Origin of the sequence: Lysobacter sp. cf310 (assembly GCF_900114355.1) — a bacterium.
Lineage (GTDB): Bacteria > Pseudomonadota > Gammaproteobacteria > Xanthomonadales > Xanthomonadaceae > Lysobacter.
In genome coordinates this window covers 186,578-209,925 of the sequence record NZ_FOSS01000001.1, presented here as the reverse complement: position 1 = coordinate 209,925, position 23,348 = coordinate 186,578, and the positions used below count along the sequence as shown (strand labels likewise).

Here is a 23,348-nt window from a genome sequence, read left to right as displayed (position 1 = left end):
GCCGGGTCCCGGTGGTATCGGCCAGGGCCGGTTTCGATTACGCTGCGGCGGGCAGTCCCGATGAGTCACTTTCTTGATCGCTAGCGCGCGTTGCATCGCTGTCCTGCTCGGGCTCGCGTTGGCGGTCGCGGGACTGTCGGTGCCGGTTCCCGCGCAATCGGCCGACAGCGACGCCCGCGGCGTGCTGGTGCTGGGCCGGATCAGCGACGACCCCAAGGCCCACTACGAACAGCTCAAGCCGCTGCTGGACTATGTGGTCCCGCGCATGGCCGACGTCGGCATCCGCGAGGGCCGGATCCTGATGGCCAAGGACTCCCAGCAGATGGCCAGCTATTTGCGCCGCGGCCGGGTCGACTGGGTCACCGAGACCGCCGGCACCGCGATGCTGCTCAAGCAGCGCGCCGACGCTCGCCCGCTGCTGCTGACCGAGCGCGACGGCACCAGCCACTACCACAGCGTGTTCTTCGCCCGCCGCGACAGCGGCCTGCGCTCGCTGGACGATCTGCGCGGCCACAGCGTCGCCTTCCAGCGCCCATCCTCGACCAGCGCCTATTTCGTGCCCGTGGCCGAGCTGCTGGACCGCGGCCTGAGCCTGGAGATCCTGCTGTCGCCGACCGACCGCATCGAGCACGGCGAGGTCGGCTATCTGTTCGCGCGCTCGGAGCTCAACATCTCGACCTGGGTGCACAAGCGCCTGGTCGACGTCGGCGTGATGAGCAACCTGGACTGGGACAACCCGCGCCGGATGCCGCCCGCGTTCCGCCGCGACATGGTCGAGATCGGCCGCACCGGCGATTACCCGCGCGCGGTCGAGGTGGTGCGCGGCGACATCGATCCGCGCGTCGAGGCGCGCCTGCGCGAGGTGTTGCTGGACGCGGCTGGCGATCCCGACGCCGGCGAGGCCCTGCTGCGCTTCTTCAAGACCACGCGCTTCATGCCGATCGACCCGGCATCGACCAAAGCCCTGCAACGCATCGGCAACGGTGTGGCGCAAGTCCGGTCGGAGGTCGAATGAAGCTGCGCTTCGGCTTGCAGGCCAAGTTCCTGGCCATGATGGCCGTGGCCATGCTGGTCGTGCTGGCGCTGATCGTGCTGCTGCTCAACCGCCAGGAGCGCATGCAGCGCGAAGTGGTCGGGGTCAGCCGCGAGGCGATGAGCGGCATGATCGCCGACAACCTCAAGCGGCATAGCGAGGGCATGGTGTCGCAGTTGGCCGAGTCGCTGGCCAATCCGCTGTACTACTTCGATCTGGACGCGGTCGGCGTGCTCAGTCGCGCGACCCTGCGCAATCCCGGCATCAGTTACGTCCTGGTTTACGACACCGACGGCAACATCGTCCACGACGGCAGCGAGGAGATCCCGAGCTACGGCAAGCGCATGGACGACCCGATGGCGTTCGAGGTGATCGCCGCGCGCAAGCTGCACACCCAGTCCAGCGACGTGGTGATGGACGTGTCGGCGCCGATCATGATCGGCAACGAACGCCTGGGCGGCGTGCGCGTGGGCTACGACCTCAAGACCGTGCACCAGTTCCAGGACCAGGCCCTGGGCAACCTGCGCGGGCGCCTGGACGCGCTGGCCCAGCAGCACATGATCTGGATCGGCCTGCTCGCGGCCGGCCTGCTCGCGCTGGGCGCGCTGATGGTCTATCTGATCCAGCGTTTCCTGGTCCAGCCGATCCGCCAGCTCGCCGACGCCTCGATGGAAATCGAGGCCGGCCATTTCGACACCAGCACCCCGGCCAGCAACCGCCACGACGAAGTCGGCGACCTGATGCGCGCGTTCGGGCGCATGAGCCAGAGCCTGGCGCGCCACGACCGCGACATCCGGCGCATGGCCTATACCGACGCGCTGACCGGCCTGGCCAATCGCCTGGCGTTCCGCGAGACCCTGGACCAGCGCCTGCTGCAACTGCGCGGCGCCGGCCGTCAGCTCGGCCTGCTGTTCGCCGACATCGACGACTTCAAGCGCGTCAACGACACCCTCGGCCACGACGCCGGCGACGACGTGCTGCTGCAGTTCGCCAACCGCATCCAGGAAACCGTGACCCGCCTGGGCGGCGAGGACGCGCTGCTGGCGCGCTTCGGCGGCGACGAGTTCGTGATCCTGGTCCAGGACGGCGACGGCCACGAGGGCGGGGTGCGCGCGCGCGCCAGCCATCTGGCCGACGTGCTGGTGGCCGAGCTCGGCCAGCCCATCGTGGTCCACGACCGCCAGGTCTTCCTGGGCACCTCGATCGGCGTGACCCTGTTCCCCGAGGACGCCTCCGGCGCGACCTCGCTGATGAAGAACGGCGACATCGCCATGTACCAGGCCAAGGTCGCGGGCAAGAACTGCTACCGCTTCTACAGCCGCGCCATGGACCAGGCGGTGGAACGCCGCGTGCACCTGGAACACGAGCTGCGCGGCGCCTGGGACCGCGGCGAACTCAGCCTGGTCTATCAGCCGGTGTACCGCCTCGGCGACGGCGCCATGGTCGGCGCCGAAGCGCTGCTGCGCTGGCGCCATCCCGAGCAGGGCCTGGTCGCGCCGTCGGTGTTCATCGACGTCGCCGAGCAGAGCGGCCTGATCGAAACCCTGGGCCCGCAGGTCTTGCGCGCGGCCTGCCAGGACGCGGTGCGCTGGCAGCACGCGCGCCCGGGCGCGGAACCGCTGTTCGTGTCGGTCAACGTGTCGCCGCGCCAGCTGCGCACCGGCGATCTGCCCAACGTGGTCGCGGCCTGCCTGCACGAGACCGGCCTGGCCGCGCAGCGCCTGCACCTGGAACTCACCGAAACCGCGGTGATCGGCGACGAGATCCACGCCAGCAGCATGCTCGCGCGCCTGCGCTCGACCGGCGTGAAGGTGTGGCTGGACGATTTCGGCACCGGTTTCTCCGGCCTCAGCCACCTGCGCCGGGTGCCGGTGGACGGGGTCAAGATCGACCGCAGCTTCATCGCCGACGTGCTGCGCGACCCGGACGACCTGGCCCTGACCACGGCGATCATCGCCATGGCGCATTCGCTGGGCATCACCGTGGTCGCCGAGGGCGTGGAGAAGGAAGGCCAGTACGCGGTGCTGCGCGAGCGCGGCTGCGACCTCGCCCAGGGCTATTGGCTGGGCCACCCGGTGGGCGCGGAAGAGTTCCTGACTCTGTTGGGTTGATCGCGATCGCTGCGGCCTGGGGGTAGGAGTGGCGCCCCACAGGGATTTCCTTGGCTCGTGAGCCGCAGCCACGCAACTCCGGTTGGGTCGCGGTCGCGGCTTACGCCGCGCCTACCCCAAAGCGGTGACCTCACTGCAAGCGGTCGATCCAGCCGCCGATCAGCGTCGCCAGGCTGCCCGAGAGCACGCCGAAGATCGCCACCGCGATCGCGCCCACGCCCCAGGCCACCGCCATCAGGCGGCCGTCGCGCTCCAGCAAGGCCAGCGCGAACAGCAGCAGCAAGCCGCCGAACAGGAAGTTGGTGAACGGGATCGGCAGCGACAGCAGCACGCCCAGCAGCACCAGCAGCAGGCCGGTGAAGGCGCTGGCGAGGCGATGGTCGAGCAGGGCGGTGGCGCGTGGGCGGATCAGGCGCTCCAGCCGACTCAGCCAGGGCGAGAGCAGGTTGCGAAAACGCGCCATCGCCTGCCGGTGCGGTCCGCGCCGGGCCAGGAAGCCCGGCAGCCAGGGCTTGCGCAGCCCGATCAGCAATTGCGCGCCGATCAGGATCACCAGTGGGCCGCTGACCGCGCCGCCCACGCCCGGAATCGGAATGAAGGCCGGGATGGTGGAGACGAACAGCAGCATGCCGAAGGAGCGCTCGCCCAGCCCGGCCAGGACGTCGCCCAGGCGCAGCACCTCGGCCGGATCGCCGGTCGCGAAGTCGTCGAGCAGCGCGCGCGTGCCGGCTTCCTGCGCCGGCGGCGTGCGGTCAGCCGGAGGCGTCATCGGCCACCGGTTCCTGGGCGTCCTCGCGCGGCGCGGCGATGCGCTGCAGCAGCAGCTTGTCGATGCGCGGCCCGTCGAGGTCCACCACTTCGATCCGCCATACGCTCCAGTCGAAATGCTCGCCGACGTGCGGGATGCGGCCGAAGTGGGCGATCACCATGCCGGCGGCGGTGTGGAAGTCGTGTTCGTCCTCGTCCGGCAGGCGGCCGCCGCCGACCAGCTCGCGCAGGTCTTCCAGCGCCAGCGAACCGTCGAGCAGGTAGGAGCCGTCGGAGCGCTCGACCACCGGCGCGGCGTCGTCGTCGGTCTCGTTGGTCTGGATGCGGCCGATCACCGCGCCCATCAGGTCGTTGACCGTGACCAGGCCGGCGACGTCGCCGTACTCGTCCACCACCAGCGCCAGCGACTGCTGTTCCTCGCGGAAGATCTCCAGCAGCTTCAGCGCATGCGTGGATTCGGACACGAACAGCGGCGGGCGCAGGTCCGGAAACAGGTCCGGCGCGGTCTGGTCGAGGCGATCCAGCAGCGACTTGACCTCGAGCACGCCGAGCACGTCGCTGTCGTTGCCGCGATAGACCGGGTAGCGCGAATAGGCGTTCTCGCGCATGGTTTCCAGGTTGTCGGCGAAGCTGACGTTGGCGTCCAGCCAGGCGATGCGGGTGCGCGGCGTCATCAGGCTTTCGGCGGTGCGATCGCCCAGGCTGAGCACGCGGTTCATCATCTTGCGTTCGTCGGCGTCGATCACGCCCTGCTCGTGGCTCTCGGTCACCAGCAGGCGGATCTCTTCTTCGCTGATCTCGCTGCGAGCGTCGTCCTTGATGCCCAGGATGCGCAGGACCAGGCGGTTGATCGCGCCCAAGGTGGCCACCACCGGCCGCGCCGCGCGCGACAGGCCGTACAGCGGCAGCGCGACCGCGCTGGCGATGCGCTCGGGGTTGGTCAGGGCCAGGCGCTTGGGGATCAGCTCGCCGAAGATCACCTGGGCGGCGGTGATCAGGCTGACCGCGGTGCCGATGCCGATCGGGCGGGCATAGGTGGCGGCCTCGGCCCACACGTGCTGCAACCAGGTGGCGATTGCCAGGCCGATGGCCTCGCCGCCGAACACGCCGGTCAGCACGCCGATCAGGGTGATGCCGACCTGCACGGTCGACAGCAGATTGTCCGGATGCTCGGCCAGCGCCAGCGCTGTGCGCGCGCCGCGGCTGGTCTCCGCCATCTGTTTCAGGCGCAGCTTGCGCGAGGTCATCAACGACATCTCCGACAAGGCGAAGAAGGCGTTGAGCACGATCAGCGCAGCGACGATCAGCAGCTCGAGCATGCGGGCTGCTCCATCGAGGGGTCAGTGGCGGGGATGCCGGGGGCGTGAGCGGTAGGCCGCGGGCCGGACAGGGGGGCCGCGGTGGCGCGGGCGGGCGATGTTGGGTCGTCGTCCATTGGGGCAGGGTGGGCGGGGGATGCGCGGCCCCGATCTTAACAGGCGCCGCCGCGCCGGCCGCGTGAGCGGCGGGTGAGGGGCGCCATCGGGCTCGGTTTCGGGCCCGCCGGGGCCGGCACCGGCGCGAAAGACGGGCGCGTTCGCCATCAAACCGTCATAATCGCGCCCGCACAACCACCCCGGGCCGGTCGCGGCCGGCATTCAGAGGCTTTCACGCATGTTCTCGCTGCAGACCATCTTCGGCTCCGGCCAGCAGTTCTACACCCTGCTAGACGAGGCCGCCCAGGCCGCCTACGACAGCACCAAGGCACTGCACGCCATGATGAAGGCCAGCGACCGCCAGCCGGCCCTGGACGCCTTCAAGCTGGCCCGCCAGCGCGAGCGCGCCACCTCGGACAAGATCAGCCACGCCCTGGTCGACAGCTTCATCACCCCGATCGAGCGCGAGGACATCGAGTCGCTGGGCTCGGCGCTGTACAAGATCCCCAAGCAGGTCGAGAAATTCGCCGACCGTTATTCGCTGGCCATCCAGCACCTGGACGGCATCGACTTCGCGCCGCGCGCGGCGATGCTGGAGCAGGCCGCCGCGGTGGTGGTGGAGATGGTCCACGACCTGCAGAAGATGAACATCGACCGCATGACCGAGCTCAACGAGAAGCTGCGCTCGCTGGAGAACGAGGCCGACCGCCTGATGCTGGAGCTGTACCGCGACATCTATTCCGGCCGCCTGGACAACCTGCAGATGTTCCTGCTCAAGGAGTTCTTCGAGATCCTGGAAAAGGCCATCGACCGCTGCCGCGAGGCCGGCGTGGTCGCCTACCAGATCGTGCTGAAGAACAGCTGAGGCTCCCCTCGTGATGCTGACTCTGGTCCTAGTGGTGATCCTGGCCGCGCTCGTATTCGAGTTCATCAACGGTTTCCACGACACCGCCAACTCCATCGCCACGGTGGTGGCGACGAAGGTGCTGACGCCCGGCCAGGCGATCATGCTGGCCGCCACCACCAACCTGATCGGCGCGTTCATGGGCACCGCGGTGGCCAAGACCATCGCCTCGGGCCTGGTCGATACCGAGGTCGTCAACGTGACCTCGCAGGTGCTGATCTGCACCTTGCTGGGCGCGATCATCTGGAACCTGATCACCTGGTGGCGCGGCCTGCCGTCGTCGTCCTCGCATGCGCTGATCGGCGGCCTGTGCGGCGCCGCGCTGGCGGCCTCGCAGAACAACTGGGGCGCGCTGATCTGGTCCAAGGCCGGCGACGGCGACTGGGCCAGCAACAAGGGCCTGCTGTGGAAGGTGGTGGTGCCGATGATCACCTCGCCGCTGGCCGGCTTCCTGCTGGGCGTGGGCATCATCACCCTGCTGTACCTGATCATCTCCTCGATGATGAAGGCCGGCGGCCCGCTGGCGAAGCTGGCCAAGCCGCGCTGGGTCAACGCCTTCTTCGGCAAGGCCCAGTTGGTGTCGGCGGCCTACATGGGCCTGGCTCACGGGCGCCAGGACGCGCAGAAGACCATGGGCATCATCGCCCTGTCGATCTTCGGCGCGCAGTCGTCGGGCATCCTCAACGACCTGCCGGCCTGGCTGTCGTTCCTGCATCCGGACGGCGGCAAGGACGACATCGACACCTGGGTGATCGCGACTTGTGCCCTGGTCATGGCCGCGGGCACCGCCGCCGGCGGCTGGCGCATCATCAAGACCCTGGGCCACAAGATGGTGAAGCTGCAGACCATCGACGGCTTCGCCGCGGAAACCGCGTCGGCGACCATCCTGGTCACGGCCGCGCACTTCGGCATGCCGGTGTCCACCACCCACAGCATTTCCACCGCGATCATGGGCGTGGGCTTCGCCAAGAATCCGCGCAAGCTCAAGCTGGGCGTGATCGAACGCATCGTGTGGGCGTGGATCCTCACCATTCCGGCCGCCGGCGGCATCGCCTACGGCCTGTGGCGCCTGATCGAGGCGCTGGGCTGGGCTTGATGCCGGCGCATCGGTGAAACGAAAAAGCCCGCAGCGATGCGGGCTTTTTCTTGGACGGTATAGCGGACAGGGAACTACAGCAGGTCGCCGTCGGCCGACAGCATGCGCTCCATGCGGTCGCCCAGGCCGCCGATCTCCAGCACCAGGCGGTCGATCTCGGACGCGGCCAGGCCTTCCAGCGGACGGTTCTCGCACAGCTGCAGATAGGGCACGCCGTCGAGGTCGCCGATGGCGAGGTAACCGACATGGCTTTGCCAGTTGAAGATCAGGGCGCGGCGCGCGTCCAGGCCGGTGGTGGGCGCGATCGCGGTGCTCACGCGCAGGAACGGACGCTGGTCGTCGTCCTCCAACTCGGACAGGAAGATCGCCTGATGGCGCGTGCCCTGTTCCAAGGACAGCTCGATGCACAGCACCCCGTCGTCGTGCAGGGTGAGGTGGAAGCCGGACTGGGTAAGGTGCTTGCGGATTTGTTCGAATTTCATGGTCTGCTCCCTGCGGGCTTCTTTGTTCGTACGACTCGATAGCGCGTCATGCCCTTTGCGGCACTGTCCCGCGGGATTGCCGCGAGGCGGCCTGCCGCCCTTGCCAGGGGCCCGCCTTGGCGGCGGTCCGCGCCTCGCAGCGGCTCAGGCAGGCGGATGAAGCACTGCAAAGGGCTTAACACACGCTCTATGCTAACCCTCATGGACTCCGAGGTCGCCGCCCAACGCATCCTCGCCGCGATTCGCGCCATTCCCAAGGGCGAGGTCGCTGGCTATGGCGAAGTCGCCCGTCGCGCCGGCCTGCCCGGGCGGGCGCGCCTGGTCGCGCGCCTGCTCAGCCAGAACGACGACCCCAAACTGCCCTGGCACCGCGTGCTGCGCTCGGACGGCCGGATCGCCCTGCCGGAAGGCTCCAAGGGCTACCGCGAGCAATGCCAGCGCCTGCGCGGCGAGGGCCTGCGGGTGGAAGGCGGGCGGGTGCTCGGCGTTCGCGCCGCCGCGACGCTGGATGCCCAAATCTGGGGGCCGCCGGACTGACCGGCGCGTTCGCGCGCATGCCGTTCAAGACGGTGCGTGGGCGCAACGGCTACCATAGCCGCATCCCCCGGGAGTACCGATGTTCTCCAATTTGCCGCCCGTCACCAAGGCCTTGTTGATCGCCAACGGCCTGATGTTCCTGTTGCAGTTCGCGCTCGGCGACGCCACGTTCTACCCCTTCATGCTCTGGCCGCCCGGCGCGGAGAGCGACCCGTACGCAGGCTACGGTTTCATGCCGTGGCAAGTGCTGACGTACGCCTTCCTGCATGGCGGCTTCGCGCACCTGCTGTTCAACATGCTCACGCTGCTGATGTTCGGCGCGCAGATCGAGCATGTGTGGGGACCGCGCCGTTACCTGAGCTACTACCTGGTGTGCGTGGTGGGCGCGGCGCTGTGCCAGCTCGCGGTCGGCTTCTGGAACATGTCGCAAGGCGGCGAGGCCTATCCGACCCTGGGCGCGTCCGGCGGCATCTTCGGCCTGCTGCTGGCCTATGGCCTGCTGTTCCCGAACCAGCGCGTGATGCTGCTGATTCCGCCGATCCCGATGAAGGCGCGCACGCTGGTGATCATCTACGGCGTGGTCGAACTGCTGCTGGGGATCACCGGGCAGCAACCCGGCGTGGCCCACTTCGCTCACTTGGGCGGCATGCTGTTCGGCTGGCTGCTGATCCGCTACTGGCGCGGGCAGCCGCCGTTCGGGCGTCCGAAGCCGCCGCGGCCGCGCCTGGTGCGTTAGCCGCGCGGTCGGCACCAACAAAAACGGCGCGGAATCCGCGCCGTTTTTTTTACCCGCCGCGGGCGATCACGGGAAAATCGTGATCCGCTGTTCCGGCTTGGCCTGCATCGGCTGGCCGGCCTTGCAGGTGTAGGCTTCGCCGAAGCTGGGCTGGTTGAACAGCGGGCCGTTGGTGCGCCACTGGCCCGGCGCGTGCACGCTGGTGGATGCGCGCTGGGTGGCGACCTCGGTGCTGGCCTGTTGCGCCCACAGCCCGGCCCAGGCGCGATAGAAGGCCTGGTCGGCGTCCTTGGACGGGGTCGGCACTTCGCTACGGAAGGTCTTCCAGGCCAATTCGACGCCGGCGATGTCGGCGATGTTTTCGTCGCGGGTCTGCTGACCGTTGACCTTCACGCCCTTCAGGCCGGGGTATTCGTAAGCGCCGTACTGGGCGGCGACGCGGTTGCCCAGCGCTTCCCAGGCCGCGGTCTCGGTGGGGGTCCACCAATCGCGCACTTCCTGATTGGCGTTGACCAGGCGGCCGCGGCTGTCGAAGCCGTGGCTGAGTTCGTGACCGACCAGGGCGCCGAAGGAGCCGTACTGCGAGGCGGCGTCCTTGCTCATGTCCAGCACCGGCGCCTGCAGCACCGCGGCGGTCACGATCAGGCGGTTCTGGGCGATGTCGTAGGCCAGGGCCGGATCCTGCGGCAGCACGTCCCAGCGGCGGTCGGCGTTGCCGCGGCCGATGCGCTTCATTTCCTCGCGATGGCGCCAGGTCGAGGCGATCAGCATGTTGCTGCCGAAGCTGCCGCGGCCCATCGGCTGCACCGAGTAGTCGAGGTCGCGGTGCGGGGTGCCGACTTCGATCTTGAGCTTGGCCAGCTTGGCGCGCGCCTCGGCCTTGGCCGCTTCGCTGTAGCGGGTTTCGGCGTCGATCGCCTTGCCCAGGGTCGCCAGCACCTGCGACGCGATTTCCTCGGCGCGCTTGTCGGTGGCGGCGGGCAGGTACTTGGCGGCGTACTCGCGGCCGATCATCGGGCCGGCGGCCAGGTTCATCGCGTTCAGCACGGCCTGCTGGCGCGACGGCGGCGCGCTGCCGCGCAGGATGCGGCCGTGGAAGTCGTACTGGGCGTCGCGGAAGGGCTTGGCCAGGTAGGGCGCCATCGAGTCGCCGACGCGCCAGCGCAGGTAGACCTTCCACTGCTCGGGCTTGAGCGTGCCGACCAGGTTGTCGAGTTCGGTGAACAGCTTGGCGTTGCCGATCGACACGCTGTCGTCCTTGACGCCCTGGGCCTTGAGGAAGTCGCCCAACTGCAGGCGCTTGTACTGCTTGGCCAGCGCCGAGACCTGCACCGGGGCGTAGTGGCTGCGCAGCTGGCGCAGCTCCGGCAGCGACTGCGAGGCGCGCGCGATCCGGGTTTCCAGATCGATCACCAGCTGCGACTCGGCCGCCAGCTGGGCCTGCGGCGTGCCGGTCAGGGCCAGGATCTTCTGCACGTAGTTGTTGTAGTAGCCCAGCAGCTGGCGCGTTTCGGCGTCGCTGCGGGTGTAGTAGGCCGGGTCGGGCAGGCCCAGGCCGCCCTGGCCGAAGTAGCCGATGTGGCGGTTGAGGTCCTGCAGATCGACGTCGGCGGCGAAGTTGAACGCGACCGGGATGCCGACCTGGTGCAGGGCGGCGATCGAGGCCGGGATGTCCTTGGCCTTCTTGATCGCGGCGATGCGCGACAGCAGCGGCGCGATCGGCTGGGCGCCGTCGCGCTCGACCGCGGCCTCATCCAGGCCGCTGGCCCAGAAGTCGCCGAGCAGCTTCTGCACATTGCCCTGCGGCGCGGTCATGGCGCCGTTGAGCAGGTCCAGGGTCTGCTGGCGGGTGCGCGCGTCCAGCTGTTCCAGGGCCGAGACCGAGCCGGCGCCGGAGGGCAGCGGGTTGCCGCGCAGCCAGTCGGCATTGGCGTTGGCGTAGAAGTCGGTGCAGGCGGTGGCGACGGCGGCGGCCTTGGGCTTGGCGGCGGGTGCCCGCTTCTTCTTGGCGGCGTCGGCGGTCGGTAGGGCCAGGCCGGCGATCAGGCTGAGGGCGAGGGCGCAGCTAAGCGGGCGTAGGGTCGTCATCGCGGATTCCGTCCTGGTGATCGGGCCAGTTTAACAAGCGCCCGGCGCTTGCCTATGAACGGGTTTCGCGGTTGCGGAAGATGGCGCCGGCCGGTGCGCGTTCAGACGGGACGCAAAAGCGAAGGCCCGGGAAACCCGGGCCTTCGCGCCTGCCGACGAGGGCAAGTAACGCCTGTCGGCGCCGCCGCGGACGGCGGCGCCGGGTTTCATCACCAGATCACGACCTGCTTGTCGCCTTCACGCACCATCGGCTGGCCCGGCTTGCACGAGAACGCCGCGGCGAAGGCCGGCAGGTTCGACGGCGCGCCGATCGCGCGGAAGTTGGCCGGCGCGTGCGGGTCGGTGGCCAGACGCACCTTCAGCTCTTCGGGCTTGAAGTTGCGGCGCCACACGGTGCCCCAGTTGAGGAAGAAGCGCTGGTCGCGGGTCAGGCCGTCGGTCTTCGGGTCCGGCTGGCCGGCGGTGGCCTTGACCATCGCGTCGTAGGCCGTGGCCAGGCCGCCCAGATCGGCGATGTTCTCGCCCAGGGTCAGCTTGCCGTTGACCTTGGCGCCCGGCGCGGCTTCGTAGCCGTTGAACTGGGCGATCAGCTTGTCGGTACGGCCGCTGAAGCCCTTGGCGTCGGCCGGCTGCCACCAGTTCTCGAAGTTGCCGGTCGCGCCGAAGCGGCTGCCCTGATCGTCGTAACCGTGGGTCATCTCGTGGCCGATCACCGCGCCGATGCCGCCGTAGTTGGTGGCGTCGTCGGCGTTCGGGTCGAAGAACGGCGGCTGCAGGATCGCGGCCGGGAACACGATCTCGTTCTGCAGCGGGTTGTAATAGGCGTTGACCATCTGCGGCGGCATGCCCCATTCGGTGCGATCGACCGGCTTGCCGACCTTGCCCAGGTTCCACTTGTAGTTGAACTCGGTCGCGGCCATCACGTTGCCGTAGTAGCTGTCGCGGTTGGTCTGCAGGCCGGCCCACTCGCGCCACTTGTCGGGGTAGCCGATCTTGGGCGTGAAGGCGGCCCACTTGTCCATCGCCTTCTTCTTGGTCTCCGGGCTCATCCAGTCCAGCTTCTCGATGCGGACCTTGAGCGCCTCGCTGAGGTTCTTGACCAGGGTCTCCATGCGCGCCTTGGATTCGGGCGTGAAGGCGACCTTGACGTACATCTGGCCCAGGGCCTCGCCGACCTGCTCCTCGACGGTGTCGAGCACGCGCTTGCTGCGCTCCTTCAGCTCGGTCTGGCCGCGCAGGGTCTTGCGGTAGAACTCGAAGTTCTCCTTGACGAAGTCGTCCGACAGATACGGCGAGGCGCTGTCGACGGTGTGGAAGCGCAGGTAGCTCTGCCACTGCGCGGCCGGCACGTCGGCCAGCATCTTGCTGACTTCCTGATGGAACGCCGGCATCGCCAGCGAGAACATCTTCTGCGCGGGCACGCCCTGCGACTCGAAGAACTTGGTCCAGGGGAAGTTCGGGGTCAGCTTGTCGGCATCGGCCAGGCTGACCGGGTTGTAGTACAGGCTGGCGTCGCGCGAGAGCTGCTCGCTGGTCTTGGAGACCTTGGCCAGGCGGGTTTCGAACGCGATCACGTCCTTGGCCTGCTTGGCGGCGTCGGCCGCGGCCACGCCGCTGAGCTGCAGCACGTTGCCGATGTGCTTCTCGTAGGCGTCCAGCTTTTCCTTCTTGTCGGCCGCCGTGTAATAGGTCGGATCCGGCAGGCCCAGGCCGCCCTGCGAGGCGTAGGCGATGTTGTTCTTGGAATCCTTGAAGTCGGCCTCGGCGCCGAAGCCGAACAGCACGTTCTGGCCCTTGGCGGCGGTGGCGCGCAGGTAGTCGGCGATCTGGTCCTTGTTCTCGAGCTTGGCGATCGCGTCGAGGTCGCCCTTGATCGGGTTGATGCCCTGCGAGTTGATCTTGGCCGCGTCCATGCCGCTGGCGTAGAAGTCGCCGACGATCTTGTCCACGCCGGTGGCGTTGGGCAGCTCGGCGGCCTTCTCGGCGAGCTGCTTCTGCACCGCGGTGGAGCGCTCGTCGAGCATTTCGAACGCGCCCCAGGAGGTGCGGTCGCCCGGGATGGCGTTGGCGGCCAGCCACTTGCCGTTGACGTAGCCGCCGAAGTCGGTGCACGCGTCCTTGGTGGTATCGAGGTCGGCGACCTGGAAGCGGTTCACGCCCGGCAGCTTGCTGTCGTCGATCTTCACCGCGCCGGCGTCGGCGGTCGGCTTGGCGGCGTCGGCGGCCGGCGGCGCGGCTTCGTCCTTCTTGGTGCAGGCGACCATCGCGGTGGTGATGGCGAGGGTCAGCAGCAGAATTTGGGGTTTCTTCAAGGTCACAGCGGGCTCCGGCCTGGCGGCGTTTGGGAGTAGGGCAATGGAAACCGCCCCGGTCGGGGCGTGGCAGGACAATAGACCCCTTCGGCCTCACAAGGGGGTGTCGAAGGTCATGGCGGGGCCGCGCGCCCGGCTGCGTTGCGTGTGCGGCCCTGCGCCCGCCCGGGCAAGGGCCCGGGGAATCGGCGCGTCGCCAGCTTCGGCATAACAATTGCGCGGTTCTCGGCATACTCTGGCGCCGGACGCCGACTAACCCGCGGCACCGGGCAGGGAGCCACGGCGGTTTCCCCCTGCGCGCCGCGCCAGAGGGAACCCTATGAAGAAATCCTTGCTTACCCTGGCCGCCCTGGCCATGGCCGCGCCCCTGCTGCTGGCCGCAGGCTACGTCCGCAGCGCCGACGCCGCGGCTTATTCGCCGCGCGGCCAGCTGGTCTATCAGATCGTGCGCAAGTGGGGCCCGCACGTGCAGGAGGCCTACCGTGCCGACATGAACGTCTGGGCGCGTCAGATGGGACCGATCTTCGCCAAGTCGCCGATGAACGCGCTGCAGCGTGCCGCCGACGCGCGCGATTTCGACGCCATGAACGATGCCCTGCTGGGCAAGGCCGCCGCGAACGGCCAGGTCGTGCCGAGCGCGATCGGCAACCTGGCCGCCGACCTCACCTTCGTGCCGATCGCGCCTTGCCGGATCTTCGACACCCGCCTCGCCGGCGGCCCGATCCTGGCCAACAGCACGCGCGATTTCGACGTGTCCTCGGTCGCCGACTACAGCTTCCAGGGCGGCAGCGCCAGCAACTGCAATGGCGCCGGCTCGGTCGGCGCGATCGGCGCGGCGATGATCAACTTCGCCGTGGTCACGCCCGGCGCGGCGGGTTATATCACCGCCTATCCCTATCAAGGCGTGCGCCCGCTGGCGTCGAACGTGAACTACGCCGGTGGCGACGTGGTCAGCAACTTGGCCGTGGTCACGCTGGACGCCAGCGCCGCCGCCAGCGACATGACCGTCTACTCATTCGCGCAGACGCACTTGGTGGCCGACATCGTGGGTTATTTCATAGCGCCTACGCCGACTGCCTTGCAATGCACGACGGTGCAGACCATCAGCACCATGAACGGCAGCGCTTCGTTCACCGGTACCTCGCCCAGCTGTCCGGCCGGCTACACCAAGACCGGCGGCTACTGCCAGGCCGCGGGCACGGCCGGCCGAGTGGTCGCGTCCTACCCCAACGGAACGCTGCATCAGTGCGTGTTCGCCAACGAAAGCCCGACCGCGATGCAGGTGACCGTTTACGCCGAGTGCTGCCGTCTGCCAGGACGCTGACCGGTTACGGCGCGCTTGCGCGCGATACAGGCAAAAGGCCCGCCTCGTGCGGGCCTTTTGCGTTTCCGGGCCGGGGCCGGTGCGCTCGCCTGGTCTTATCGCCTGTGCGGCGACGGTTGCAACCGTGCCGGCGCCGCAACGCGGCTAGTCGTGACGCGTGGCGGCCTCGATCCGGAGGGGGCGGCACAACAATTGTTTTGTGATGGGTGTCCGGTTTTTGCCCTGGTTCTCGTCTCTGTGCTGGAGCGTCGGCGATACGGGTCCACTGGGACCCGACCCACGATTCGAACCTAAAGGGGATACAGGGATGAAGAAGTTGATTCTGGCGGCAGGGTTGTTCGCGCTTGCGCCGCTGCTGTCGCAGCCGGCCGATGCCGCCGGTCGCGGTGCGCGTGGCGAGCTCGTCTATCAGGTCGTGAAGAAGTGGGGGCCGTACGTGCAGGAAGCCTATCGCGAGGACATGAGCGCCTGGGCCAAGGAAATGGGGCCGATCTTCGCCAAGGCGCCGATGAGTGCGCTGCAGAGCGCCGCCGACGCATCCAACTTCGATGCCATGAACACGGCGCTGCTCGGCCCGAACGTGACCAGCAAGGCCGGCGCCGGGGTCACGCCGAACGCGCTGGGCGACCTCGCCACCGACCTGGTGTTCGTGCCGGTAACGCCGTGTCGCCTGTTCGACACCCGTCTGGCCGGTGGCGCGATTCCGGCCAACAGCGTACGCAGTTTCGATGTCACAGCGGTGGCCGACTATAGCTTCCAGGGCGGCGCCGCCAGCAACTGCAACGGCGCCGGCGCGGCCGGTTCGTTCGCGGCGGCGGCGATCAACCTCACCGTGGTCACGCCCAGTGGCGCGGGTTACATCACCGCGTTCCCGTTCGGCGGCACCCAGCCGGTGTCCTCGAACGTCAACTACGTCGCGGGCGCCGTCGTCGCCAACCTCGCCACGGTGGCATTGGACCAGGGCTCATCGGCCAATGAGTTGAGCATCTATTCGTTCGCCCAGACTCACGTGATCGGCGACATCGTCGGCTACTTCATCACCCCGCAGGCGACGGCACTGGATTGCACCCGAGTGCAGACCTCGCACACCCTCGCCGCCAGCGGTACCTTGAACGCGCCTTCGCCGGCGTGTCCGGCCGGCTACTCCATGACCGGTGGCGACTGCTATTCGGCCAGCTACAGCGGTCGTGTCGTGAGCTCGTACCCCAACGGCGCGGTGCACTACTGCTCGTGGGCGAACGAGAGCGCGGTGGCGATGAACGTCGTCGCCTTCGCCGACTGCTGCCGCGTGCCGGGTCGCCTGTAACCGCAGCCGCCTGGTCGAAGCAAGCGCCATACGCGAAAGGCCCGCCATGCGCGGGCCTTTCGCTTTGTGGATGTCGGCGATGGCGATGCCTGGGGTTAGCCCTTATGCCGCGCGTGGTGAACCGTGTCTGCAAACGTTTGCAGGCAATCGGCGAGTCGGCACGGATGGGCATAAACCCCTAAGTCCCGCTGGATTCCTCGCTACGCGTAGCGCCTGAAAGCGTGACAGATGTCCTCTTTTTCATGTGGTTCTCGTCCCTTTGAAGTGTCGGCGATCGGGTCCAAGGGGGACCCGACCCGCGCTTCGAACCTAAAGGGGATACACCATGAACAAGTTGATTCTGGCCGCTGGTCTGTTCGCGCTTGCACCTCTGCTGTCGCAACCGGCCGATGCCGCCGGTCGCGGTGCGCGTGGCGAACTCGTTTATCAGGTCGTGAAGAAGTGGGGCCCGTACGTGCAGGAGGCCTATCGCGAGGATATGGGCACCTGGGCGAAGGAGATGGGGCCGGTGTTCGCCAAGGCGCCGATGAGCGCGCTGCAAAGCGCTGCGGATGCGTCCAACTTCGATGCCATGAATACCGCGCTGCTCGGCCCGCGGGTGGCCAGCAAGGCCGGCCCCGAGGTTACGCCCAATGCATTGGGTGACGCGGCGACCGATCTGGTCTTCGTGCCGGTAGCCCCCTGCCGCTTGTTCGACACGCGCCTCGCCGGTGGCGCGATCGCCGCCAACACCGTGCGCAGTTTCGATGTCACCGCCGTGTCCGACTACAGCTTCCAGGGCGGCAGCGCCAGCAACTGCAACGGCGTCGGCGCGGCCGGTTCCTTTGCTGCGGCAGCCATCAATCTTACGGTGGTGACGCCCAGCGGCGCGGGCTACATCACGGCGTTCCCGTTCGGCGGCACCCAGCCGCTGTCCTCGAACGTCAACTACGTCGCCGGCGCCGTCGTCGCCAACCTGGCTACGGTGTCCTTGGACCAGGGCGCGTCGGCCAATGAGCTGAGCGTGTATTCCTTCGCCCAGACCCATCTGATCGGCGACATCGTCGGCTACTTCATCAACCCGGAAGCGACCGCGCTGCAGTGCGTCGAAGTCGACGGCACGGTGCTCAACCTCGCTGCGGGCGCGGCTGGCAACGCCTTCGCGGGTACCTGCCCCGCGGGCTATACGGCGGTCGAAACGCAGTGCCGTCCTTCGATCTTCGGCATGCGCGTGGCGGGTAGCTGGACCTCGCATTGCAACATGGTCAACGACAGTGCCTCGGCCGGAACGGTCACCGCGACCGCTCGTTGCTGCCGCGTCCCGGGCCGCTGAGTCCAAGTCCACAGGATTTATCCCGAAGGCCCGCCCAGTGCGGGCCTTCGGTCTTGTGGAGCCCGCGCGCATGCGCGATGGTGCGGACTACGACCGAACCGGCCCCGCCCTCGGAGCATCGCGATGAAAGTGCATTTCCACGGAGCCGCCGGCGAGGTCACCGGTTCGCTGCACGAGGTCGAGGCCGCCGGCCGACGCGTGCTGCTGGATTGCGGCATGACCCAGGGCAGCCCCGAGGCCGAGCGCCGCAACGCCGATCCGTTTGCGTTCGACGTTGCCGCGTTGGACGCGCTGGTGATCAGCCACGCGCATATCGACCATATCGGCCGCGTGCCGCTGCTGGTCCAGCGCGGTTTTCGCGGACACATCCACGCCCAGGCCGCGACCGCCGACCTGATGCGGATCATGCTGTTGGATTCGGCTCACATCGCCGAGAGCGAAGCCGAGCGCAGCAATCGCCGGCGCCGCGACGGCGAGCCCGAGGCCGTGCCCCTGTACACCCAGGCCGACGTCGAGGCCGCGATGGCGCGGGTACGCCCGTTGCCCTACGACCAGCGCAGCCAGATCCTGCCCGGCGTGGAAATCGCGTTTCGCGAGGCCGGGCACATCCTCGGCTCCTCCGCGGTCGAGGTGTATGCCGAGGGCCGCAAGCTGGTGTTCTCCGGCGATCTGGGGCCCAAGGGCACGCCGATTCTGCGCGATCCGGCGCGCATCGACAGCGCCGATCTGGTGCTGATGGAGTCGACCTACGGCGACCGCCTGCACCGCGACCGCGCCGAGACCATTCGCGAGCTCGGCCGCATCCTGGACGAGACCTGGCGCGACGGCGGCAACGTGCTGATCCCGGCGTTCGCGGTCGGACGCAGCCAGGAGCTGCTGTACTGGTTCGCCAAGCATTGGGACGAGTGGCAGATGGCGCGCTGGCGGATTTTCCTCGACAGCCCGATGGCGGCCAAGGTGGTCGCCGTCTATGACCGCCACGCCGACCTGTTCGACGAGGATGCGCAGCAGGTTTGGCGCGACCAGCCCAATCCGTTCCGGCTGCCGAACTTGCAGCTGACCGAATCCAGCGAGGATTCGATGGCGATCAACCGCATCGAGCGCGGCGCGATCGTGATCGCCGGTTCCGGCATGGCCAACGCCGGCCGCATCCTGCATCACTTCCGGCAACGCTTGGAGCGGCGCGAGACGCGGGTGGTATTCGTCGGCTATCAGGCCGAGGGCACGCTCGGCCGGCGCCTGGTCGATGGCGCCAAGTGGGCGCGCATCCACGGCCGCGACGTGCGCGTCAATGCCCAGCGTCACACCGTCGGCGGCTTGTCCGCTCATACCGACCAGCACGGACTCATGGAGTGGTACGGCGCGATCGCCGGCCATCCGCCGCTGGCCCTCGTGCACGGCGAAGACAAGGCGCGCGAAGCGCTGGCGGGCGAGATCGGCGAACGCTACGGCATCAAGCCCGTGTTGGTGCGGCCGGGCATGAGCCTGGACGTCTGATCGTCGCGGCGCGCGCGCGCCGCGCCTTGCCGTGCGCGTCAGGGGTTCGCGCGGATGCCCTGGCTCAGTGCGACGGCTGCAGCGCGCGCCGCAACGCCAGCCACTCCCACGCCGCCACCAGCACCAGGATCGCGGTGGTGGCGCCGCCCAGCGCCAGCGCCGACAGATGCAGGGGCCGCGCCGTCAGCGCCGTCGCCAGCAACAGAACCAGACCCGCCAGATGCGACAAGGGCGGAGTCCGACGGTCGTTCGTCGTCCATTTGAACAGCGCGTTGCCGAGCAGGTAGAGCGCGGGGCCGCCGAGGATCGCCGCGATGCCGGCGCTGTCGGCATGGCCCGGATGCATCAGCACGATCTCGTCGGCGACCGCGCAGACGATGATGCCGGCCACGATCAGCAGGTGCAGGTAGGTGTAGGCCATGCGCGCCTGACGGCCGGGATCGGCGGCATGGGCGATGCGATGGCTGGCGCGTTCGGCGCCGCTGTCGAAGTACAGCCACCACATCGCCACGCTGCCGACGAAGGCGATCACGAACGCGGCCGTATGCTCGGCATCCAGCGGCAGTCCGGCGAAGGTCGCGCCTGTGACCAGGATCGATTCGCCCAAGGCGATGATCACGAACAGTGCGCAGCGCTCGGCCAGGTGGCCGCCGTCCACGTCCCAATCGCCGATGCTCGAACGGCCCAGGCCCGGTACCCAGTAGAACGCGATCGGCCCGCAGAACTCGATCAGCAGCGCGCCCGCCCACCAGGCGAAACGCGCTTCGCCGGCGGCCAGGCCGCCGGCGATCCACAGCGTGCCCGAGACCATCAGCCACACCGCGATGCGCAGGAAATTGCGGAACAGGACCGGATGCACGCCGCGCAGCGCGAACACCATGAACAGCGTGCGCCCGACCTGCATCGAGGCGTAAGCCGCGGCGAATAACAGGCCGCGCTCGCCGAACGCCTCCGGCAGCGAACTCGACAACAGCAGTCCGCCCAGCATCAGCGCGAACAGCAGCAGACGTACCGGGGCGGTGTCCGGATCCAGCCAGTTGGTGCACCAGGAGGTGTAGATCCACACCCACCACACGGCCAGGAACAGCAGCAGGGTCTGCATCGCGCCGAGCAGGCTCAGATGCGCGAGCAGGGTGTGCGAGAGCTGGGTGACCGCGAACACGAACACCAGGTCGAAGAACAGCTCGACCATGGTCACGCGACCGTGCTCGTGGGCGTTGCGATCGCGCAGCAGCGAACGGACGGCGGCGCTCATGCGGCGGTCCCGCTCAGCGCCGCGGCGGGTGGCCGGCGTGCGCGATCAGCAGGAGCAGGCCGCCGATCATGCCCACGTTCTTCATGAAGTGCAGCAGCTGGGCGCCGCGCTCGGCCCCGGCCAGGCTCCAGAACGGGTGCGACATCGCCGCGTCCGCCGCCATCAGCAGGGCCGCCAGACCGGCCGTCCAGCGCAGCTTCCAGCCGCTGGCGATCAGCAGGCCCAGCACCAGCTCGACCGCGCTGAACACCAGGGTCGCGGTCGGCGTCGCGGTGCCGCCCCAGGCGGTGAGCAGGCGGTACAGGCCCATGACGATGAACACGCTCGCCATCAGCGTGCGTGCGGTGGTGGCGAGACTGCGATTGTCCATGGCCCGCTCCCCAGGCTGCGGTGGATCCGGCATTGCCGCGCCGCGCGCCCGGCGGACGCGCGGCTACGACCCTTTCTACCAGTCCACGCGCAATCCTGCATGGCCCTGCACGCTGCGGTGCTCCTCGCCCGACAGCTCGTGGCTGTAGTCGGCGACGAAATACAGGCCGACGCCCGGCGACAGCCGCCCGACCAGGCCGGCGCCGAATTCGACCGAGTCGGCGCGGCTCTCGGTGCGGATGCGGTCGCCGCCGAAGCGGGTGTCGTCGTCGCTGCCCAGCTCGCTCCACAGGTTGAGCTTGAGGTAGGGGCGCCAGCTCGCATCCGCGTTGGCGCCGTGCAGGCGCGCGCCGACGCGGGCGCTGAGGCCGTCTCCGGCGTCGAAGCTCACGCTGGAGAACGCGTCGGCGGTGTCGTCCAGCGAGCTGTGTTGCCAGACCAACTGCGCCTGCGGCTCCAGCACCAGGCGTTCGCCCAGCGCGATCGGCCAGCCGCCTTCCAGCGAGGCGATGAACTGCGAACCGTCGACGTCCGAGCCCAGGCCGCGGTCGGAACGCACTTTGGCGTCCAGGCGCGAACCCAGCAGCACCGCGTCGAAGTAGCGGCCGCGCTCGCCGATGCGCGTCCAGTACACGCCCAGGCTGCGGCTGTCGAGATCGAGTCGGCCGACGCGCTGCATGCGCCCGATCGCGAAACCGTCGACATCGCCGCGGCCGCGGCCGACGCCGACGAACAGGCCGTAGCGATCGCTGCCGCCGCCGTCGCGCTCGCCCGCGTACAGATCCACGCCCAACTGCAGGCCGCTGAGGTCGCCGTCGAAGCGCGGACGCGCCGCACCGTCCCAGCGCTGGCGCGTGCTCTCGCCGTAGGCGCGCAGCCAACCGGCGTCGAAACCGCCGTCGTGTCCTAGCAGCCGCTGCTCGCCCTGACGTTCGTGGAAGCTGCCGATCGTGGTCAGGCCGTTGATGCGCACCAGCGCCGGCAGCGCGCTGTACACCGCGGTTTCCGGACGGTAGAGCGGAATCGGATCTGCGCCCACCGGCGGTGTCGGCGGTGCGGGCGGCGGCGGTTCCGGCGGCTGCGGCGGAGGCGGCGCGGGTGGGGTCGGCGGAGGCGGCGGCACCACCGGTGGCGCGGGCGGCGGCGGCGGGGGTTCCGGCGGTGGCGGTGGCGTCACCGGCGGGGGCGGCGGCGGCACCGGCGGCGGTGGCGCCACCGAGTACGAGCGCAGGTACCAGTTGTCCTGTGTGCCGGCATCGACGCCGCCGCGGAACAGCAGGTACTCGAAGGCGCCGGCCGCGACCGGTTGCGCCAGCGTGAAGGCGCCGGCCTGGGTCTGCGCGCCGGCGATGGCCTGCACCACCAGGATTCCGTTGGTCAGGGTCTGCGCACCGCTGCCGCCGAGGTTGGTCACCCGCATCGAGGTGCTGCCGCTGGCCAGGCCGTTGGAGATCACCAGTTTGTCGGAGGCCGAGTTGTCGGCGCCCAATACGGTCTGCAGATGCAACTGCCCGCCGTTGCCGATGTAGTTGCCGATCACCGTGAGGCTGTCGCCGGCGACCGCGCCGCCGACGCCGAGATCGATGTAGCCGGCGTTGTTGAGGTTGCCGAACTGGCCGGCGCCGAACGGCCGCAACGAGCGCGCGCCGCTGACCAGCAGGGTGCTGGTGGCGTCGATGTTGAGGGCGCCGCCGCCGGTGCCGGCGTCGCCGAGCACCAGGTCCGCATCGAGCGTGAGACGGGTGCCGGTGTTGAGGTCCAGGGTTTCCCAATTGCGCAGCCGCGACACGCCGGCGACCGTGGCGTTGGCGAACAGCAGGCGGTCCGAGCCGGCGCCGCCATCGAAGGCATCGACCTCGGCGATCGCCGCCGCCGTCAGATTGCGTAGCGCGGCGCTGTCGTTGCCCGCGCCCAGCGAGATGCTGCCGCCGACCGTGCCCGCGTTGGCCCAGCTCAAGGCGTCGCTGCCGGCGCCGGTGAGCAGGCTGCCGGCGACGCTGCCGCCGGCTATGTTGAGGGTGTTGTTGCCGTTGCCGAAGTCGACGTTGCCGCCGATCGCGGCGCTGCCGCTGAGGTTGAGCAGGTCGTTGCCTTGCTCGGCGTTGAGCACGCCGTCGATGCTGCCGCCGCTCATGTTCATGATGTTGTCGCCGACGCGCAGATTGACCGAGCCGATCCGCCCGCCGCTCATGTCGACCACGTCGCCTTCGTTGAACGCGCCGATGATGCGGCCGCCGCGGATCACCGCGGTGTCGCGATCGGCGCCCTGATCCAGGGCCTGGATGGTGCCGCCGGTCATGCTGAAACTGTCCTGGCCCGAGCCCTGGTCGATCAGGCCGCCGACGATGCCGTCGCTGATGCTGAAGCCGTCGTTGCGGGTGCCGAAGGTGACCACGCCGCTGATCGTGCCGCCCGTCACCGTGACGCGGTCGCTGCCGCCACCGCTGAGGACCAGCGAGGGCGTGGGATCGGGCGCGCTGCCGTCGCAGTTGATGATGTCGTCGCCGGAGGTGGGCGCGGGCGTGCAAGTCGCACGGGCGGTGAGCGGGGGTAGGGCGAACAGCGCGGCGACGATGGCGATGGCCAGCGCATGCGGTCGGCCGACGGGCGCGACATCCATGAAAGCCTCCTGAAACCGATTGGGGGAAGATCGGGCAAGGTCGGGCGGCGTCGCAGCCAGCGGTGGCTCGCGTCCTGCGGCGACGCCGCCTCTGTAGCACATTCAGTGAGTATTTAGCGTGCATTTAGCTTGCGCCGCGGCCGCTCTGGAGGAGGCGGGGCGGTGCCAGCGCTAGGGGGCCGT

At 68.8% G+C, this 23,348-nt stretch carries 18 protein-coding genes; 10 read left to right on the top strand and 8 right to left on the bottom strand.

The features are described from left to right. Nucleotides 1–76 precede the first annotated feature (76 nt). Together BMZ45_RS00900 and BMZ45_RS00895 are read left to right on the top strand one after the other, a co-directional pair. A complete protein-coding gene (locus BMZ45_RS00900; RefSeq protein WP_254776548.1) occupies nt 77–1,015 on the top strand; it encodes a phosphate/phosphite/phosphonate ABC transporter substrate-binding protein in 939 nt (312 codons plus the stop codon). Next, on the top strand, nt 1,012–3,144 hold the full coding sequence (locus BMZ45_RS00895) for a putative bifunctional diguanylate cyclase/phosphodiesterase (protein ID WP_091631415.1): 2,133 nt from the start codon (nt 1,012–1,014) through the stop codon (nt 3,142–3,144). Before BMZ45_RS00900 ends, BMZ45_RS00895 begins: the two co-directional genes overlap by 4 nt. 130 nt (nt 3,145–3,274) lie before the next feature. On the opposite strand, the gene BMZ45_RS00890 is transcribed toward BMZ45_RS00895, so the two are convergent. Next, the gene (locus tag BMZ45_RS00890; protein ID WP_091631413.1) at nt 3,275–3,913 is read right to left on the bottom strand and encodes an exopolysaccharide biosynthesis protein; all 639 of its coding nucleotides are present in this window, start codon (nt 3,911–3,913) and stop codon (nt 3,275–3,277) included. After that, nucleotides 3,897–5,231 (bottom strand): hemolysin family protein, encoded by a 1,335-nt coding sequence (locus BMZ45_RS00885; RefSeq protein WP_091631412.1) that lies wholly within the window; start codon nt 5,229–5,231, stop codon nt 3,897–3,899. Before BMZ45_RS00885 ends, BMZ45_RS00890 begins: the two co-directional genes overlap by 17 nt. 334 nt (nt 5,232–5,565) lie before the next feature. On the opposite strand from BMZ45_RS00885, the gene BMZ45_RS00880 reads away from it, so the two are divergent. Further along, on the top strand, nt 5,566–6,192 hold the full coding sequence (locus BMZ45_RS00880; RefSeq protein WP_091631410.1) for a DUF47 domain-containing protein: 627 nt from the start codon (nt 5,566–5,568) through the stop codon (nt 6,190–6,192). A 13-nt stretch (nt 6,193–6,205) separates the two neighbouring features. Beyond that, nucleotides 6,206–7,327 (top strand): inorganic phosphate transporter, encoded by a 1,122-nt coding sequence (locus tag BMZ45_RS00875; RefSeq protein WP_091631408.1) that lies wholly within the window; start codon nt 6,206–6,208, stop codon nt 7,325–7,327. A 74-nt stretch (nt 7,328–7,401) separates the two neighbouring features. Here BMZ45_RS00875 and BMZ45_RS00870 read toward each other — a convergent pair whose 3' ends face one another. Then, entirely contained in the window at nt 7,402–7,809 is a 408-nt protein-coding gene (locus tag BMZ45_RS00870) for a hypothetical protein (RefSeq protein WP_056181890.1), read from the bottom strand. Between the two features lie 189 nt (nt 7,810–7,998). On the opposite strand from BMZ45_RS00870, the gene BMZ45_RS00865 reads away from it, so the two are divergent. Beyond that, nucleotides 7,999–8,346 (top strand): MGMT family protein, encoded by a 348-nt coding sequence (locus tag BMZ45_RS00865; protein ID WP_057159685.1) that lies wholly within the window; start codon nt 7,999–8,001, stop codon nt 8,344–8,346. Between the two features lie 79 nt (nt 8,347–8,425). Beyond that, a complete protein-coding gene (locus BMZ45_RS00860; RefSeq protein WP_091631405.1) occupies nt 8,426–9,082 on the top strand; it encodes a rhomboid family intramembrane serine protease in 657 nt (218 codons plus the stop codon). A 66-nt stretch (nt 9,083–9,148) separates the two neighbouring features. Here the strand turns inward: BMZ45_RS00860 and BMZ45_RS00855 are convergent, their stop codons facing one another. Together BMZ45_RS00855 and BMZ45_RS00850 are read right to left on the bottom strand one after the other, a co-directional pair. Further along, complete coding sequence (locus tag BMZ45_RS00855; protein ID WP_091631403.1) at nt 9,149–11,170, bottom strand: M13 family metallopeptidase; 2,022 nt, start codon at nt 11,168–11,170, stop codon at nt 9,149–9,151. Nucleotides 11,171–11,379: 209 nt separating this feature from the next. Beyond that, nucleotides 11,380–13,464 (bottom strand): M13 family metallopeptidase, encoded by a 2,085-nt coding sequence (locus tag BMZ45_RS00850; protein WP_175488955.1) that lies wholly within the window; start codon nt 13,462–13,464, stop codon nt 11,380–11,382. A gap of 337 nt (nt 13,465–13,801) precedes the next feature. Here BMZ45_RS00850 and BMZ45_RS00845 point away from each other — a divergent pair, with 337 nt between their 5' ends. The 4 genes from BMZ45_RS00845 (at nt 13,802) to BMZ45_RS00830 (ending at nt 18,921) form a co-directional block, all read left to right on the top strand. Next, entirely contained in the window at nt 13,802–14,806 is a 1,005-nt protein-coding gene (locus tag BMZ45_RS00845; protein WP_091631402.1) for a hypothetical protein, read from the top strand. A gap of 307 nt (nt 14,807–15,113) precedes the next feature. After that, on the top strand, nt 15,114–16,112 hold the full coding sequence (locus BMZ45_RS00840; protein WP_091631400.1) for a hypothetical protein: 999 nt from the start codon (nt 15,114–15,116) through the stop codon (nt 16,110–16,112). 325 nt (nt 16,113–16,437) lie between these two features. Beyond that, nucleotides 16,438–17,424: a hypothetical protein gene (locus BMZ45_RS00835; protein WP_091631399.1), complete on the top strand. Its 987-nt coding sequence runs from the start codon at nt 16,438–16,440 to the stop codon at nt 17,422–17,424. A 123-nt stretch (nt 17,425–17,547) separates the two neighbouring features. After that, complete coding sequence (locus tag BMZ45_RS00830; protein WP_091631398.1) at nt 17,548–18,921, top strand: MBL fold metallo-hydrolase; 1,374 nt, start codon at nt 17,548–17,550, stop codon at nt 18,919–18,921. Between the two features lie 64 nt (nt 18,922–18,985). On the opposite strand, the gene BMZ45_RS00825 is transcribed toward BMZ45_RS00830, so the two are convergent. From BMZ45_RS00825 to BMZ45_RS00815, 3 genes are all read right to left on the bottom strand, one after another. Further along, nucleotides 18,986–20,176, bottom strand: a complete 1,191-nt coding sequence (locus BMZ45_RS00825; RefSeq protein ID WP_091631396.1) for a low temperature requirement protein A — start codon at nt 20,174–20,176, stop codon at nt 18,986–18,988. Between the two features lie 13 nt (nt 20,177–20,189). After that, a complete protein-coding gene (locus tag BMZ45_RS00820) occupies nt 20,190–20,546 on the bottom strand; it encodes a DoxX family protein (protein ID WP_091631394.1) in 357 nt (118 codons plus the stop codon). Between the two features lie 75 nt (nt 20,547–20,621). Next, complete coding sequence (locus tag BMZ45_RS00815) at nt 20,622–23,165, bottom strand: autotransporter family protein (protein ID WP_139215347.1); 2,544 nt, start codon at nt 23,163–23,165, stop codon at nt 20,622–20,624. Between the last annotated feature and the right edge of the window lie 183 nt (nt 23,166–23,348).